The following is a 15,036-nucleotide window of genomic DNA, read 5'->3' as shown; positions in this document are numbered from 1 at the left end:
CAGAAACACAAACGCCGCGTTCGGCCTTGGGCGAACGCGGCGTTGTGCTGTCAGTGTCTGTTACCGGTGTTGGTTCAGTCCGCCGCCAGCGCGCTGGCCTTGGCATCAAGCCAGAGACGCAGCTGGTCGACCCAGGCCACATAGGCGCTGATATAGGGATCGGCCTGCGGCAACCGCTCGGCAATGGCGGGGGCATTGGCGTAGACTAGGATCGCAGCCACCATCAGCAGGATCATCAGGACAAAGCCACGTGAAAAGCCGCTGCGTTGCCGGGCACGCGGCAGATCCTGTTCCGGGGGCGGCGTCGCAGAGCCGCTGCCGGAGGCAAAGCCGCTGTTGATCTCCTCGATGTCCGGCAGCAGGTCGCGGCGGGAGGTGGTCTCCGGCATCGCGCGTTCGGACGCCCCGGTATCCTCCCGGGGGCGCGCCGCCGGCTCTGCCGGTGCCGGGTCGGGCGCGGGGGGCTCGCCCCGCATCCGCGCCACACGGTCCTGCGCCTGGCGGGCGCGGCGGCTGGCCTCATCCTCGGCAGGATCGGCGAGGCCCAGTTCGGCCTGGGTTTCCAACCCGTCCTGCCCGGATCTGAGGGCGCTTTCCCGCAGGGCTTCCTCGCGCAGCACGCGGGACACTTCGGGATCCAGACGGCGCTTGGACGGTGCATCCACAGGGCGCGGCGGCGCAGTCGCCGCCTCCTCATCGTCGATGTCGTCTTCCACGTCCCGTTCCGCTGCAAGGTCGGGCGCCTCCGGGTCCTCCTGCCAGGTGGCATCGGCCGCGGCGGCGGGGACCTCGGGCTCGGGCGCGGGCGGCCAGACCTCCTCGGCGGGTGGCTCTGGGATTTCCTGCGGTGCGGGATCCGATGCGGGATCAGCGGGAGCCGGATCAGAGGGCGGCGTCGGGTCGGGTTCCGGAGACGGTTCGGGCGCTGGCGCCGGTGTCGGCTCCGGGTCCGGCGCGGGTGCTGGCTCGGGTTCCGGTACCGGTTCATCGGGCGCCATAGCCGCCGACGCCGCAGGCTGTGCCGCGGTTTCAGCCAGCATGCGGGCGGAGGGTTGAAACCAGGTATCACCGCAATTGGAGCATTGCACATCGCGCCCGTCGTCCGGGATCACGTCCTCGGGCACCTCGTATTGTGCGCCGCAATTGGGGCAAATCAGTCTCATCCGGTCTCCTTGGCGGGCCCTGTGACCCCGAAAAGGGTGAATTTCCCTCTAATCATAGTAACTTCCTGAAAGGCAAGAAAGAGCCAATCCCCGCCGGGCCTCCAGATTGCGCACCGCAGCCGGTTGCGCGCACCATTGAAACTGCCGCCTTGCTCGTGCAAAACACCGCGACGCAACGCGGAATGGCCGCGCGCTGGCAGAAACCTCGGGCTGGGATGCAATCGTGATCGAACTCGAAGATGTGGGCTACAACTACGGCGGAGGAGAGCTGTTCAGCAACCTTTCCGTGCAGCTGGCGCCCGGCTCCTTCCACTTTCTGACCGGCCCGTCCGGTGCGGGCAAGACCACGCTGCTCAAGCTGTGCTACGGGGCCCTGACGCCGACCTCGGGCCATGTGCGCGCCTTCAACATGGACGTGAAGGGGCTGGACCGGGACCAGATGGCCTATCTGCGCCGTCGCGTCGGCGTGGTGCATCAGGACTGCCGCTTTCTCGACCACCTGCCGGTGGTGGAGAACATCGCCCTGCCCCTGACCGTGTCGGGCCGCGGCCTGATGGAAGAGCAGGCGAACCTGCAGGAACTGATGAACTGGGTCGGCCTGTCGGAGCGGATGGACGCCCTGCCGCCGGAGCTGTCGGGCGGCGAGCGCCAGCGCGCGGCCCTGGCCCGTGCGGTGATCCTCAGCCCCGATGTGATCATCGCGGACGAACCCACCGGCAACGTCGACTGGGAAATGTCGCAGCGCCTGCTGCGGCTGCTGGTGGAGTTGAACCACATGGGCAAGACGATCCTGGTGGCGACCCATGACCTGCCGCTGATCCGCGCCGCCAAGAACCAGGTGCAGGCGCGGGTGCTGCGGCTGTCGAACCGGCAGATCGTCTCGGCGGGGGCAGACCTATGAACGCGCTGCGCAAGCTCATCATCGGTGACGCCCAGGCCGACCGGGTGGTGCCGCCCTCCGGCTTTACCGCGCAGCTGACGCTGTTCGTCTCCGGCGCGATGGCGTTTCTCTGTGTCTTTGCGCTGGCGCTGTCGCTGGCCTCGGGTCGGGTGGCCACGCGCTGGTCGGATGAGCTGGCGCGCGCTGCAACCCTGCGCATCAATGCGCCCGCCGAACAGCGCGATGCCCAGACCCAGGCGGCGCTGGAGATCCTGCGTCAGACCCCCGGCGTGGCCAAGGCCCGGGCGCTGACCCAAGAGGAACAGGCGGCGCTGCTGGCGCCCTGGTTCGGCGCCGGGATCCCGCTGGACACGCTGCCGGTGCCGCAGCTGATCGAGGTGACCGAGGACGATCCCGGCTATGACGCCCAGGGGCTGCGGCTGCGGCTGCAAGCGGAGGTGCCCGGTGCGGTGCTGGACGACCATGCCCGCTGGCGGCGCCCGCTGGTGGAGGCGGCGATCGCCCTGCGTCGCCTTGGTGTGGTGTCGATCCTGCTCATTGGCGGCGCCATGGCCGCGATGATTACGCTGGCGGCCAATGCCGCCCTTGCGGCCAACGCGCAGGTGATCGAGGTGCTGCGGCTGGTGGGGGCGCAGGACAGCTATATCGCGCAGGCCTTTGTGCGCCGTTTCACCCTGCGGGCGCTGACCGGGGCCGCCGTCGGCGTCGGGCTGGGCATGATCGGCGTCTGGCTGATGCCGGCGGCCTCGGAGGAAGGGGGCTTTCTCACCGGGCTTGGCTTCCAGAGCTGGCGCTGGCTGTTGCCGCTCCTCATCCCGCCTGTCGCGGCGACCGTGGCCTTTGCGGCCACCACCCGCGCGGCGCGCAAACGTCTCGGAGAACTTGCGTGACCCTTGCCTTTCAATATCTTCGCTCGCTGATCTACGTGATCCAGATCTATGCCGCCATGCTGCTGCTGGGCATCGTCTTTGCCCCTTATGCGCTACTGTCGAAGAACGGCGCGCGGCGGGCCTGCAAGACCTATGCCCGCTGGGCGCTGTGGAGCGCGCGCTGGATGGTCGGCATTCGCACCGAGGTGCGCGGCACGGTGCCCACCGGCGAGGTCATCGTCGCGGCCAAGCATCAGAGCTTCCTTGATATTCTCGTCATCTTCAACGCGCTGCCGCAGGCCAAGTTCATCATGAAGCGAGAGCTGATGTGGACCCCGATCATCGGCGTCTACGCCAAGCGCCTGGGATGCATCCCCGTCAACCGGGGCCGCCGCGGGGCCGCGATCGCCCGGATGGTGCAGGATGTGGCCAAGGAGTTCACCGAACCGGGGCAGCTGGTGATCTACCCGCAAGGCACCCGCGTCGCGCCGGGCGCGCAGAAGTCCTACAAGGTGGGCAGCGGCGTGCTCTATGCGGAGTTGCAGCAGCCCTGCGTTCCGGTCGCCACCAACGTGGGCCTGTTGTGGCCGCGCACCGGCATCCTGCGCAAACCCGGCCTCGGGGTCGTCGAGTTCCTCGACCCGATCCCGCCGGGACAGGAGCGGGACCTGTTCATGGCCGATCTGGAGCGCCGCATCGAGAGCCGATCGGATGCATTGATGTCAGAATTGGGGTTTGAACACGATGGACTTCGTCAACACGGTTGAAGATCTGGAGGCGCTTTACGGGACACCGGGAGCGCCTTCGTTACGTAAAGTGGCGCGGCAGATGACGCCGCTCTATCGCAAATGGATCATGGCATCGCGGCTGTGCATGCTGGCCACGGTCGGGCCGGAGGGCACCGACGACAGCCCCCGCGGCGATGACGGTCCGGTGGTGCAGGAACTGGATCCGGGCACGCTGGCGCTGCCCGACTGGCACGGCAACAACCGCATCGATTCCTTGCGCAATATCGTGCGCGACGGGCGGGTGTCGCTGATGTTCCTGGTGCCGGGATCAAACAACGTGGTGCGCGTCAATGGCACCGCCCAGGTGACCGCCGACCCTGACCTGCTGCAGCGGTTTGACAAAGCGGGCAAACTGCCGCGCACGGTCATCGTGATCAAGATCAACGAAATCTACTGCCAATGCGCCCGCGCCCTGATGCGCGCGCGGATCTGGACCTGCGGGGATGAAAGCGCGGATCTGCCTTCGATGGGCGATATCCTGGCCGAACAAACCGCAGGCGAGGAAGGCGGCCCCGCCTATGACGCCGCCTGGGCTCCGCGTGCGGCCAAGACCATGTGGTAATCCGGGCAGGCTCGGTTTCGGGGTCGTGTCAGGACCGCAGAAAATTCGGACGCGCAGAGCGCGGCGGCGGCGGACGATCCGGCCTCAATCGCTCCAGACAACGCCCACGCGGGCCTCGCCGGAGATGTGAATGCCCGGCTCTGTGGGCGGTGTGGGGGCCGGTGCCCGGGGTGGGCCGCCGACGTCGCAGGCGGCCAGCCCCAGAGCAATGCAGATCAGGCCGAACCGACGGCAAAGCGCCCCCGGCCCACGCTGCGCGCATCGCATTGCAAGCTCGGACATCACGCAGGCGCCCTCACAGGCCAACGCTGACGGTGACGGGGCCCTTGCTGACCCCTACTGCGCCACCCAAGTGGATACCGCTGTTGGAGATCCCGAGACCCGCGTTCAGGCTCGGGCGCACCGGTTCGCCGTCGACTCCGCAGGCGCCGAGGAACGCCGCCACGCCTAGCATCATCAGAACACGGGTCATGGTCGTTCTCCTTGCGTCGGGCTCAGCCCAGGATCTGTTTCCAGCGCGCCACCTGCGCGCGCACCTGCGCGGGCGCGGTGCCGCCATAGGATGTGCGGGAATTCACCGAGTTTTCCACGCCCAGTACCGAGAATATATCCTCGGTGATGCCCTCATGCACGGATTTCATGTCCTCAAGGGTCAGATCCGGCAGATCAACGCCGCGCCCTTCGGCCATCGCGACCAAGGCGCCGGTGACATGGTGCGCATCGCGGAACGGCACCTTGAGAACCCGCACCATCCAGTCCGCCAGATCGGTGGCGGTAGAGAAGCCAGACCCCGCCGCGGCCGCAAGGCTGTCGCGGTTGCCGGTCATGTCCTTCACCATGCCTTCCATCGCCGCAAGCGCCAGCATCCAGTTGTCGGCGGCGTCAAAGACCTGTTCCTTGTCTTCCTGCATGTCCTTGGAATAGGCCAGCGGCAGCCCCTTCATCACCATCATCAGTGCCGTGTTGGCACCAAAGATCCGGCCCACCTTGGCGCGGATCAGCTCGGCGGCGTCGGGGTTTTTCTTTTGCGGCATGATCGAGGAGCCGGTGGAGAACCGATCCGACAGCGTCACAAAGCGGAACTGCGCCGAGGACCAGATCACCAGCTCTTCGGCAAAGCGCGACAGATGCATGGCGCAGATGGAGGCGGTCGACAGAAACTCCAGTGCAAAATCACGGTCCGACACCGCATCAAGCGAGTTCGCGGTCGGGCGGTCGAACCCCAGCGCCTCGGCGGTCATCTCGCGATCAATCGGGAACGACGTCCCCGCCAGCGCGGCAGAGCCAAGGGGCGATTCGTTCATCCGTTTGCGGGCATCGCGGACGCGGCTGAGATCGCGGCCAAACATCTCCACATAGGCCATCATGTGATGCCCCCACGTGACCGGCTGCGCGGTTTGCAGGTGGGTAAAGCCCGGCATCACCCAATCCGCGCCGGCCTCGGCCTGATCCACCAGCGCGCCAATCAGCGCCAGCAGGCCCTTTTCTGCGGCGTCGAACTGATCGCGCACCCAGAGTTTGAAGTCGGTCGCGACCTGATCGTTGCGCGACCGACCGGTGTGCAGACGGCCTGCTGGCTCGCCAATGATTTCCTTCAGGCGCGCCTCGACATTCATGTGGATGTCTTCGAGCGCGGTGGAAAACTGGAACTGGCCGCTTTCGATCTCTGACAAAACGGTGAGCAGCCCTTCACGGATCGCCTCGGCATCATTATCCGTAATCACACCGGTGGCGGCGAGCATCGCAGCATGCGCCCGTGAACCGGCAATATCCTGCGCTGCCATGCGCTGGTCGAACCCGATCGAGGCATTGATGGCCTCCATGATCGCGTCCGGTCCGGCGGCAAAGCGGCCGCCCCACATCTGGTTCGAGGTCTTGTCTGTCATGGCCAACCCTGGAGATACTATGCGTCTAGTTCGTCAGCTTTCCCTTTATATGGCCCTTGCCCTCGGTGCAAATGCCGCCTTCGGCGCCGACCTCAGCGCGGTAGAAGCGCTGCGCGAGGGCGACATGAAGAAACTGGTCTTCCACACCGAGGCCAAACCGGCATCTAATGCCAGCTTTGAGCTGGCCGATGGCGCGGGTGAGGCGCAGCTGTCGGACTATGAGGGCAAATATGTCCTCGTGAACTTCTGGGCCACTTGGTGCCCGCCCTGCCGCAAGGAAATGCCGATGCTCTCGGCCCTGCAAGACGAATTCGGCGGCGAAAATTTCGAAGTTTTGACGCTGGCGACGGGGCGCAACAACCCGGCCGGGATCAAGAAGTTCTTTGACGAAATCGGTGTCACCAACCTGCCGCGCCACCAGGACCCCAAGAGCGCCGTGGCCCGCGACATGACCGTTCTGGGCCTGCCGATCACCGTGATTCTGGACCCGGAAGGCAATGAAATCGCACGGTTACGTGGCGAGGCCGACTGGAGCTCCGAGAGCGCCAAGGCCGTGATCGGCGCCCTTGTGGCCGGGTCCTGACGCGCCTCCGGAACCTGTCGCATCGCCCGGTTTTGCAGCGTCTTTCGGCTGCGAACCGGGCATTGACTAAAATGCGCCTCTTAATCTCCACGCAACTCTTTTGAGAGAAGTTAGAGTTCAATGGACAACTCGGAAGGTGGCGGCCTTGTGCCGGTCACCGCAGACCGATGGGGCGTGCGAAGGTGAAGAAACGGCATTTCTGGAAAACCGACATCCCGGAAGGGGCGGAAAACCCACTCTCGGCGGCCATCGTTGCCCGGGATCGCAGCGTGGTGGACATGGTGGCGGAGGCGGTCAAGCATGACCAGACCCTGCTGGCCTATCAGCCCATCGTGCAAAGCCAGGCCCAGGACACGATCGCCTTTTACGAGGGCTATATCCGGGTCATGGATGCCACCGGTCGCATCATTCCCGCCCGCGAATTCATGAGCGTGATCGAAGAGCGCGAATTGGGGCGCAAGCTCGACTGCCTCGCGCTGGAACAGGGCCTGCGGGTGCTGCAACGCAATCCCAACGTGCGCCTGTCGATCAACATGTCCGCCCGCTCCATCGGCTACAGCCAGTGGAACAAGGTGCTGGAGCGGTTCCTGGAACGGGACGAATTCCTCGGCGAACGGCTGGTGCTGGAGATTTCCGAAGCCTCCGCCATGGCGGCGCCGGAGCTGGTGATCGACTTCATGGACCAGATGCAGCAGCACGGCATCGCCTTTGCGCTGGATAACTTTGGTGCTGGCACCACCGCGATCGGACATTTCCGCGATTTCTTCTTCGACGCGGTGAAGATCGACGGGCAGTTTGTCCGCGGCGTCAGTGGCAATCACGACAATCAGGCGGTGATCCGGGCTCTGGTGGCGATCGCCAAGCAGTTCGACATGTTCATCGTCGCCGAATCTGTGGAACGGCAAGAGGATGCCGATTTCCTGGTGGATGCCGGTGTCGACTGCCTGCAAGGGTTCCTCTACGGTGCGCCGACGATCACGCCCCCCTGGCACGAAAAGGGCGAGACCCGCGCCCGCGCCTGATCCGCTGCCCTGACCACTGCAACCTCCCCTGCCCCGGGACGGCGATCACCTCTGTCCTGTCTCGGTACAGCACGGACGCAAGGTCGCGTTTGCCTGCTGTGGCCCTGCGCCGGTCCCTCCAGTCCCGGAACGTCCTTTTTGCGCCGAACCCGGCTCCGCTGTGCCGAAACCATTGCTGCACGTGCACGGTTGGGCTATCCAGTGAGAGAAAGGGAGGAGACGTCGCACGATCCGGGTGACGCTTTACACACCCCGGCGCGTCGGCATTTTCGCATTTAGTGCAGAGGACTGACCGAATGACCAACGTAGTAATCGCATCCGCCGCGCGTACCGCCGTCGGCAGCTTTGGCGGCGCGTTCGCCAATACGCCCGCCCATGATCTGGGCGCCGCCGTGCTGGAGGCCGTCGTGGCCCGCGCCGGCATCGACAAATCCGAGGTCTCGGAAACCATCCTCGGCCAGGTACTGACCGCAGCCCAGGGCCAGAACCCGGCCCGTCAGGCTCATATCAACGCGGGCCTGCCGCAGGAAAGCGCCGCCTGGGGCATCAACCAGGTCTGCGGTTCGGGTCTGCGTGCCGTTGCACTGGGCGCCCAGCACATCCAGCTGGGGGATGCGTCCATCGTCGCCGCAGGCGGTCAGGAAAACATGACCCTCTCCCCCCATGCCGCCAACCTGCGCGCAGGGCACAAGATGGGCGACATGCAATATATCGACACCATGATCCGCGATGGTCTGTGGGATGCCTTCAACGGTTACCACATGGGCCAGACCGCCGAAAACGTGGCCGCAAAATGGCAAATCTCGCGCGACATGCAGGATGAATTCGCCGTGGCCTCGCAGAACAAGGCCGAAGCAGCGCAAAAGGCAGGCAAATTCGCCGATGAAATCGCCGCCTTTGTCGTCAAGCACCGCAAGGGCGACATCACCGTGGATCAGGACGAATACATCCGCCACGGCGCCACCATCGAGGCGATGCAGAAACTGCGCCCCGCCTTTGCCAAGGACGGCTCGGTGACCGCGGCCAATGCCTCCGGTCTCAACGACGGCGCCGCCGCCACCCTGCTGATGAGCGCCGACGAGGCCGAGAAGCGCGGCATCGAACCGCTGGCACGCATTGCGTCCTATGCGACGGCTGGCCTTGACCCCTCCGTGATGGGCGTCGGGCCGATCTATGCCTCGCGCAAGGCGCTGGACAAGGCCGGCTGGACCGTCGACGACCTCGATCTGGTCGAAGCCAACGAAGCCTTTGCCGCCCAGGCCTGCGCCGTGAACAAGGACATGGGCTGGAACCCGGAAATCGTGAACGTCAACGGCGGCGCCATCGCCATCGGCCACCCGATCGGCGCATCGGGCTGCCGCGTCCTGAACACGCTGCTGTTTGAAATGAAACGCCGCGGCGCGAAAAAAGGCCTCGCGACGCTCTGCATCGGGGGCGGCATGGGCGTCGCCATGTGCGTTGAGCGCCCGTAAAAAGCACAGTCCTGATTGGAATATCGGCAATTTTGGGGGCGTCTTCGGACGCCCCTTTGTTTTTCGTTCCCCCGTTACAATCTCCGGTTTAGTGTGGGGGCACGGCCTGAGGCGTGGCGCAATTCTGCAAGCGCAAAATGGTTACGAAATTTTATTGCCACTTGGCGCAGCGCCATGCAATAAGATTACAAAGTGAAGTAAAGAAGTTGGAGGACCCTCACATGGCTCGTATTGCCCTTGTTACCGGCGGATCGCGCGGTATCGGCGCCGCTATTTCCAAGACTCTTCAGGCGCAAGGCTGTCAGGTCGCCGCGACCTATGCCGGCAACGATGCCGCAGCTGCACAGTTCACCGAGGAAACCGGGATCAAGACCTACAAGTGGAACGTGGCCAGCTATGAGGAAAGCAAGGCCGGGATCGAACAGGTCGAGGCGGAGCTTGGCCCCATCGACATCGTTGTCGCCAACGCCGGCATCACCCGCGATGCGCCGTTTCACAAGATGCAGCCCGAACAATGGCAGCAGGTGATCGACACCAACCTGACCGGTGTCTTCAACACGGTGCATCCGGTCTGGCCCGGCATGCGCGAGCGGGGTTTTGGCCGCGTTGTGGTGATCTCGTCGATCAATGGTCAAAAGGGCCAGTTTGCACAGGTCAACTATGCCGCCACCAAGGCCGGCGACCTCGGCATCGTGAAATCGCTGGCCCAGGAAGGTGCGGCCAAGGGCATCACCGCCAACGCGGTCTGCCCCGGCTATATCGCGACGGAGATGGTGATGGCGGTGCCCGAGAAAGTGCGCGATGCGATCATCGGACAGATCCCCACCGGGCGTCTGGGCGAGCCCGAAGAAATCGCCCGCTGCGTCGGGTTCCTCGCCTCGGACGAGGCCTCTTTCATCAACGGCTCCACGATTTCCGCAAACGGCGGCCAGTTCTTCGTCTGATCGCCCGGGTTTCGCAACGCTATGAACAGAGCAAGGGCCGGTTCGTGATGAACCGGCCCCTCTCTCATCCCGTAAGGGCCTGTTGGTCAGCTCGCGCGCGCTGAGGTCCAGCGGGAAACCCTATACCCCGAAGCCGGTGCACGGCGGCGGGCAAAGATCCATGAGAGCGCATCGCGCAGGACCTGCGCACGCGCGTCGTGGGCCCGGGCCATGCCCTGTTTCACTTCGGCTGTTGCAGTATATTCAATCATCCTGGCCACCTTTCGGTTTAGCGTCTCTGTTGTGTCCTCAATATGCGCATTTGCTGGATTGACGACAAACGAGAGTTTTGCGAGCTTCGGTTAAGTTATTCTTGGGTGAACCGTGACCGACCGCCTGCCCCCGCTGACCGCTTTGCGCGCCTTTGACGCGGCTGCCCGGCATATGTCCTTTGCCAAGGCGGCGGAGGAGTTGAATGTGACTCCGGCCGCCTTGTCGTTTCAGATCAAATCGCTGGAGGCGCATCTGGGGGCGCCGCTGTTTCACCGCCTCAATCGTGCGGTGGAATTGACCGAGGCCGGGGCGGCGCTGGCGCCGGGGGCGGACGCGGGGTTTCAGGCCCTGAGCGCGGCCTGGCGACAGGCGCAGCGGGTGCTGGACACCACCTCGCTGACGGTGACGGCGGGGCCGGCGCTGACGGCAAAATGGCTGGCGCCGCGGCTCTATGATTTTGCCCGCAGCCATCCCGACATCGACCTGCGCCTGTCGGCGGGGTTGCGGGTGGTGGACCTGCGCCGCGACAGCGTCGATGTGGCGATCCGATTCGGCTATGGCGTTGACGAGGATCTCGTATCGCAACCCGCGCGCCCGGAGTGGCTGACCCCGGTGATGACACCGGAGCTTCATGAGCGGTTTCCCACCCCCGAAAGCCTGCGTGAAGCGCCGCTGATCTATGATGACAGCATCAGCTTTCTCAGCCCGGCCTGCGACTGGCCCACATGGTTTCGCGCCCTGGGGCTGGCGTTCACGCCGGGCCATGGCACCCATTTCTCGCACGCGGATCACGCCATTGATGCCGCCTGCGCCGGGCTGGGCGTCGCGCTGGGACGGCGCCCGATGATTATCAAGGATGTGCAGGAAGGCCGCCTTGTGGCGCCGTTCAAGATCGCGATCGAAACCGAGGCCCGGTTTCGGTTCCTGTGCCTGCCCAGCACCCAGGATCGCCCGCAGATCCGGGCATTTCGCGAATGGTTCTTTGCAGAGATCGAGAAAACTGCACATATGTGGGACGATTTTCAAATCATCCCGGTCAAGGATCTCTGACGCCCCATGCCCCGCACCCGCGCCACCGCCATTGGATTTGTCGCTGTTCTCCTCTGGGCGCTTCTGGCGCTGCTGACGGTCGGCTCCAGCCCTACCCCACCGCTGATGCTGAATGCGATCTGCTTTACCATTGGTGGGGTGATCGGGCTGATCTGGGTTCAGATGACCGACAGTTGGGCCCAACTGCGCCGGGTGCCGCTGCGGGTCTATGCCTTTGGCTCCATCGGGGTGTTCGGCTATCACGCGCTCTATTTTTCGGCGCTGCGGGCGGCGCCGGCGGCCGAGGCCGGGCTGATCGCCTATCTCTGGCCGCTGCTGATCGTGCTGTTTTCCGGCCTGCTGCCCGGCGAGCGGCTGCGCGGGGGGCATTTCCTCGGGGCGCTCTTGGGGTTTGCCGGGGCGGCCTGCATCATCACCGGAGGCGGTGACGGGTTTCAGGCGCAATATCTGCCCGGTTACGGCCTTGCCTTTCTGTGTGCGCTGTTCTGGTCCAGCTATTCGGTCGGCTCCCGCCTGATGGGGCATGCGCCCACGGCCTCGGTTGCGGTGTTCTGCCTGCTGAGTGCCATTGCATCCGGCGTGCTGCATCTGCTGGTGGAAGAGACCGTCTGGCCGCTCGGCCTGTTGGGCTGGAGCTCGACCCTGCTCCTGGGTCTCGGTCCCGTAGGGCTGGCGTTCTACGTCTGGGACATCGGCGTCAAACAGGGCGACATTCAGATGCTGGGCACCAGTTCCTATGCCGCGCCGCTGCTGTCGACACTGATTCTGGTGGCTGCGGGGATCGCCGCGCCCTCCTGGGGCCTGGCACTGGCGGCGCTGCTGATCACCGGCGGTGCCCTTCTGGCCGCGCGGGCCTCCGTCACCGCCTGAGCGGGCGGCACATCCTACGCGCCGGAGGCGCAGACCGGCATATTTGCCTTTCTCAAATAGAAAAGGACCTCGCGCTTGGCGAGGCCCTTCATCCTGTCACTGACCGGGACCGGTTGGGATACAGCCCCTATGCGGCCCGTCATCGGATACTGTGGATCGGTCCTGTGCAGGTGCAGCGAACCGATCTGCCGCGCCGCTATGCGTGGGAGAGACGCTCGATCTCGTCCTTCAGGCGCAGTTTCTCTTTTTTCATGGATTTGACTTGGAGGCGGTCTGTGGCCGGGGATTTCTCCGCTCGTTCCACTTCAAAGCTCAGATGCTCGTGCTTCTTCTTCAGTTCGGTGAGATGCGAGCTGAGGCTCATGTCATTCCTCCTTTTCAAAGCTTGATGCCAACAACATGGGGATTGGAGCATGGATCTTTCAACCTGTCACGCCGCAGACGCACAATTCGGAACGGTTCTTTTGTGCAAATTGCAACTTTTGGCTAAAACCCGCTCATCCTGCCCCACCTGCGGGCAGCCACATTCGGCTTTGCCTATTCAAAAGCACAAAGATAGCGCAAATCTTCGACCCGCTGCGGAGTGGTCGGCGATTCAGCGTTGCGGCCAGGGCAAGGCGGCTCCGTCGCGCAAGACGGCGGTGACCTCCGCGCTGTAGTCGGCGCCGTCGCGTTCGTGCCGCGCGCCAGCATGCAACACCAGCGGCGCATGCAGGCGAAAGGCAGCCCGCCCGCCTTTTCGTGCGCGCAGGATCACCAGCTCCGCTCCGCGCCCCACCCTGGGCGCCAGCGGCAGCACCTCCAGCGCGCCCAACCGCCCAGCAGCGGCGGCCAGCATGTCGGGCAGACGATCCGCGCGCTGGATCATGTGCAGATACCCTTTGGGTTTCAGTCGCCGGGCGGCAGTATCGATCCAGACCGCCAGCGGGGTCGCCTCGCCCAGGGCCGTGCGCCGTCCGGCATCCTGCGCCGGGCTATGGGCGCCGGCACGGTAATAGGGCGGGTTGGCGATCACGTGGTCAAAGCTCTGCTGGCGCAGCCTATCCGGCAGCTGTTCGAGATCCGCACAGACGACCTCTGCCGCGATGCCATTGGCAGCGGCATTTTGGCGCGCCAGTTCCGCATAGGGGGGTTGCAGCTCGACCCCGGTCAGGGTCAGCGACTCCACACGCGCCCCAAGGCAGAGCAACGCCTGCCCCGCGCCGCAGCCCAGTTCCAGCACTGACTGTCCCGGACGTGCGGCTACGCTGGCCGCCAGCAGCACCGGATCCACCCCGGCACGATAGCCCGTCCGGGGCTGGGCAAGGGTGAGGCGCCCCCCGAGGAAGCCATCGTGGCTGAGGTCGGTGTCGGAAAACACCGCCGGGTCAGTCACGGTCCGACACCGGCAGATCGTTGTCGCGCATCACCACGCGCGCCTCCGCCAGATCATCGGGATGCACCAGCAGACGACGCGGAAAAATCCCGATGCCCCCTTCAAGAACGCTCATATTTACGTCCATTTCAAAGCAGTCTATACCCTCTCCGTTAAGAAGGGCGGTGGCAAAGGCCATGATCGTCGGATCGGTGCTGCGCAGAACTTCCTTCATATCCATGGATCTAAGGGCAAGACCGGGGTCTTGTCGAGCCTATCAGTCGGGAATGTGATGAACCAGGTGATGACGCAGAAGCCCCATGAATTGCTGGCCGCCACCCTTGCGGAGGAACTGGAGGCCGTGAACCGGCTGATCCGCGAGCGGATGGCCTCGGAACACGCCCCTCGCATCCCCGAAGTGACCGCGCATCTGGTCGAGGCCGGCGGCAAGCGGCTGCGCCCGATGCTGACGCTCGCCGCGGCACGGATGTGTGGCTACACCGGCGACCACCACCTGAAGCTGGCGGCGACGGTCGAATTCATCCATACCGCCACGCTGCTGCATGACGATGTGGTCGACGAAAGCGCCCAGCGTCGCGGCCGCCCCACCGCCAACCTGCTGTGGGACAACAAAAGCTCGGTTCTGGTGGGCGACTACCTCTTTGCGCGCAGCTTTCAGCTGATGGTGGACACCGGATCGCTGCGGGTGCTGGACATCCTCGCCAATGCCTCGGCCACCATTGCCGAGGGTGAAGTGTTGCAGATGACGGCGGCGACCGATCTGGCCACCACCGAAGAGATCTACCTCCAGGTGGTGCGCGGCAAGACGGCGGCGCTGTTCTCGGCGGCCACCGAAGTGGGCGGCGTCATCGCGGATGCGCCCGAAGCGCAGGTGCAGGCGCTGTTTGACTATGGTGACGCGCTTGGGATCGCCTTCCAGATCGCCGATGACCTGCTGGATTATCAGGGCGACGCCGCAAAGACCGGCAAGAACATCGGCGACGATTTCCGCGAACGCAAACTGACGCTGCCGGTGATCAAGGCGATTGCCGAGGCCACCGATGAGGAGCGCGCCTTCTGGCAGCGCACCATCGCCAAAGGCCGGCAGCAGGACGGCGATCTGGAGCATGCGCTGGAGCTGATGGCAAAATACGCCACGCTGGAGGCAACACGCGCGGATGCCTTTGGCTGGGCGGAAAAGGCGAAATCCGCGCTCGCGGTCCTGCCGGAGCACCCCATCCGCACCATGCTGATCGATCTGGCCGATTACGTGGTGTCGCGGCTGAACTAACGGCGCGGGTCGGGCGGGTTGCCGGGCTC

The 15,036-nt window shown here is 64.8% G+C and carries 18 protein-coding genes; 11 read left to right on the top strand and 7 right to left on the bottom strand.

The features are described from left to right. Nucleotides 1-74: 74 nt before the first annotated feature. The gene (locus tag ACXAF5_RS03325; RefSeq protein ID WP_474945527.1) at nucleotides 75-1,163 is read right to left on the bottom strand and encodes a zinc-ribbon domain-containing protein; all 1,089 of its coding nucleotides are present in this window, start codon (nucleotides 1,161-1,163) and stop codon (nucleotides 75-77) included. A gap of 223 nt (nucleotides 1,164-1,386) precedes the next feature. Here ACXAF5_RS03325 and ACXAF5_RS03320 point away from each other — a divergent pair, with 223 nt between their 5' ends. The 4 genes from ACXAF5_RS03320 to ACXAF5_RS03305 are packed head-to-tail and all read left to right on the top strand — an operon-like array spanning nucleotide 1,387 to nucleotide 4,283. Beyond that, a complete protein-coding gene (locus ACXAF5_RS03320) occupies nucleotides 1,387-2,064 on the top strand; it encodes a cell division ATP-binding protein FtsE (protein WP_239318748.1) in 678 nt (225 codons plus the stop codon). Continuing rightward, nucleotides 2,061-2,954: a cell division protein FtsX gene (locus ACXAF5_RS03315; RefSeq protein ID WP_239318747.1), complete on the top strand. Its 894-nt coding sequence runs from the start codon at nucleotides 2,061-2,063 to the stop codon at nucleotides 2,952-2,954. Before ACXAF5_RS03320 ends, ACXAF5_RS03315 begins: the two co-directional genes overlap by 4 nt. Further along, nucleotides 2,951-3,700, top strand: a complete 750-nt coding sequence (locus tag ACXAF5_RS03310) for a lysophospholipid acyltransferase family protein (protein ID WP_474945526.1) — start codon at nucleotides 2,951-2,953, stop codon at nucleotides 3,698-3,700. Before ACXAF5_RS03315 ends, ACXAF5_RS03310 begins: the two co-directional genes overlap by 4 nt. Then, on the top strand, nucleotides 3,678-4,283 hold the full coding sequence (locus ACXAF5_RS03305; protein ID WP_474945525.1) for a pyridoxamine 5'-phosphate oxidase family protein: 606 nt from the start codon (nucleotides 3,678-3,680) through the stop codon (nucleotides 4,281-4,283). Before ACXAF5_RS03310 ends, ACXAF5_RS03305 begins: the two co-directional genes overlap by 23 nt. An 84-nt stretch (nucleotides 4,284-4,367) precedes the next feature. On the opposite strand, the gene ACXAF5_RS03300 is transcribed toward ACXAF5_RS03305, so the two are convergent. Genes ACXAF5_RS03300 through argH form a run of 3 tightly spaced genes read right to left on the bottom strand, consistent with a single transcriptional unit; the run spans nucleotide 4,368 to nucleotide 6,169 of the window. Further along, a complete protein-coding gene (locus tag ACXAF5_RS03300; protein ID WP_474945524.1) occupies nucleotides 4,368-4,565 on the bottom strand; it encodes a hypothetical protein in 198 nt (65 codons plus the stop codon). 13 nt (nucleotides 4,566-4,578) lie between these two features. Beyond that, on the bottom strand, nucleotides 4,579-4,755 hold the full coding sequence (locus tag ACXAF5_RS03295; protein ID WP_474945523.1) for a hypothetical protein: 177 nt from the start codon (nucleotides 4,753-4,755) through the stop codon (nucleotides 4,579-4,581). Between the two features lie 22 nt (nucleotides 4,756-4,777). Then, nucleotides 4,778-6,169 carry an argininosuccinate lyase gene (gene argH, locus ACXAF5_RS03290; RefSeq protein WP_474945522.1) on the bottom strand — a complete coding sequence of 464 codons (1,392 nt, stop codon included), beginning with the start codon at nucleotides 6,167-6,169 and terminating at the stop codon, nucleotides 4,778-4,780. 19 nt (nucleotides 6,170-6,188) lie between these two features. On the opposite strand from argH, the gene ACXAF5_RS03285 reads away from it, so the two are divergent. From ACXAF5_RS03285 to yddG, 6 genes are all read left to right on the top strand, one after another. Beyond that, nucleotides 6,189-6,752, top strand: coding sequence for a TlpA family protein disulfide reductase (locus tag ACXAF5_RS03285; RefSeq protein WP_474945521.1), 564 nt, complete (start codon nucleotides 6,189-6,191; stop codon nucleotides 6,750-6,752). 182 nt (nucleotides 6,753-6,934) lie between these two features. After that, nucleotides 6,935-7,774 (top strand): EAL domain-containing protein, encoded by an 840-nt coding sequence (locus ACXAF5_RS03280; protein ID WP_239318739.1) that lies wholly within the window; start codon nucleotides 6,935-6,937, stop codon nucleotides 7,772-7,774. A gap of 296 nt (nucleotides 7,775-8,070) precedes the next feature. After that, the gene (locus ACXAF5_RS03275) at nucleotides 8,071-9,246 is read left to right on the top strand and encodes an acetyl-CoA C-acetyltransferase (protein WP_239318738.1); all 1,176 of its coding nucleotides are present in this window, start codon (nucleotides 8,071-8,073) and stop codon (nucleotides 9,244-9,246) included. A gap of 221 nt (nucleotides 9,247-9,467) precedes the next feature. Beyond that, nucleotides 9,468-10,190 (top strand): acetoacetyl-CoA reductase, encoded by a 723-nt coding sequence (gene phbB, locus ACXAF5_RS03270; RefSeq protein WP_239360456.1) that lies wholly within the window; start codon nucleotides 9,468-9,470, stop codon nucleotides 10,188-10,190. Nucleotides 10,191-10,553: 363 nt separating this feature from the next. Further along, a complete protein-coding gene (locus ACXAF5_RS03265; RefSeq protein WP_474945520.1) occupies nucleotides 10,554-11,492 on the top strand; it encodes a transcriptional regulator GcvA in 939 nt (312 codons plus the stop codon). 6 nt (nucleotides 11,493-11,498) lie between these two features. Next, the gene (yddG, locus tag ACXAF5_RS03260; protein ID WP_239318734.1) at nucleotides 11,499-12,362 is read left to right on the top strand and encodes an aromatic amino acid exporter YddG; all 864 of its coding nucleotides are present in this window, start codon (nucleotides 11,499-11,501) and stop codon (nucleotides 12,360-12,362) included. Nucleotides 12,363-12,558: 196 nt separating this feature from the next. Here yddG and ACXAF5_RS03255 read toward each other — a convergent pair whose 3' ends face one another. The 3 genes from ACXAF5_RS03255 to ACXAF5_RS03245 all read right to left on the bottom strand — a co-directional run bounded on the left by ACXAF5_RS03255 (nucleotide 12,559) and on the right by ACXAF5_RS03245 (nucleotide 13,951). Then, a complete protein-coding gene (locus ACXAF5_RS03255; RefSeq protein ID WP_239318732.1) occupies nucleotides 12,559-12,726 on the bottom strand; it encodes a YdcH family protein in 168 nt (55 codons plus the stop codon). A 231-nt stretch (nucleotides 12,727-12,957) separates the two neighbouring features. Beyond that, a complete protein-coding gene (locus ACXAF5_RS03250) occupies nucleotides 12,958-13,737 on the bottom strand; it encodes a tRNA1(Val) (adenine(37)-N6)-methyltransferase (RefSeq protein ID WP_474945519.1) in 780 nt (259 codons plus the stop codon). Further along, a complete protein-coding gene (locus ACXAF5_RS03245) occupies nucleotides 13,730-13,951 on the bottom strand; it encodes a putative signal transducing protein (RefSeq protein WP_239318727.1) in 222 nt (73 codons plus the stop codon). Before ACXAF5_RS03245 ends, ACXAF5_RS03250 begins: the two co-directional genes overlap by 8 nt. A gap of 57 nt (nucleotides 13,952-14,008) precedes the next feature. Here ACXAF5_RS03245 and ACXAF5_RS03240 point away from each other — a divergent pair, with 57 nt between their 5' ends. Further along, entirely contained in the window at nucleotides 14,009-15,007 is a 999-nt protein-coding gene (locus tag ACXAF5_RS03240; RefSeq protein ID WP_474947790.1) for a polyprenyl synthetase family protein, read from the top strand. The last annotated feature ends 29 nt before the right edge of the window (nucleotides 15,008-15,036 follow it).

The sequence above is a fragment of the Epibacterium sp. ABV4_022 genome (assembly GCF_056159345.1).
The sequence above is the reverse complement of the archived record's forward strand: the minus strand, read 5'-3'. Positions and strand labels throughout refer to the sequence as shown.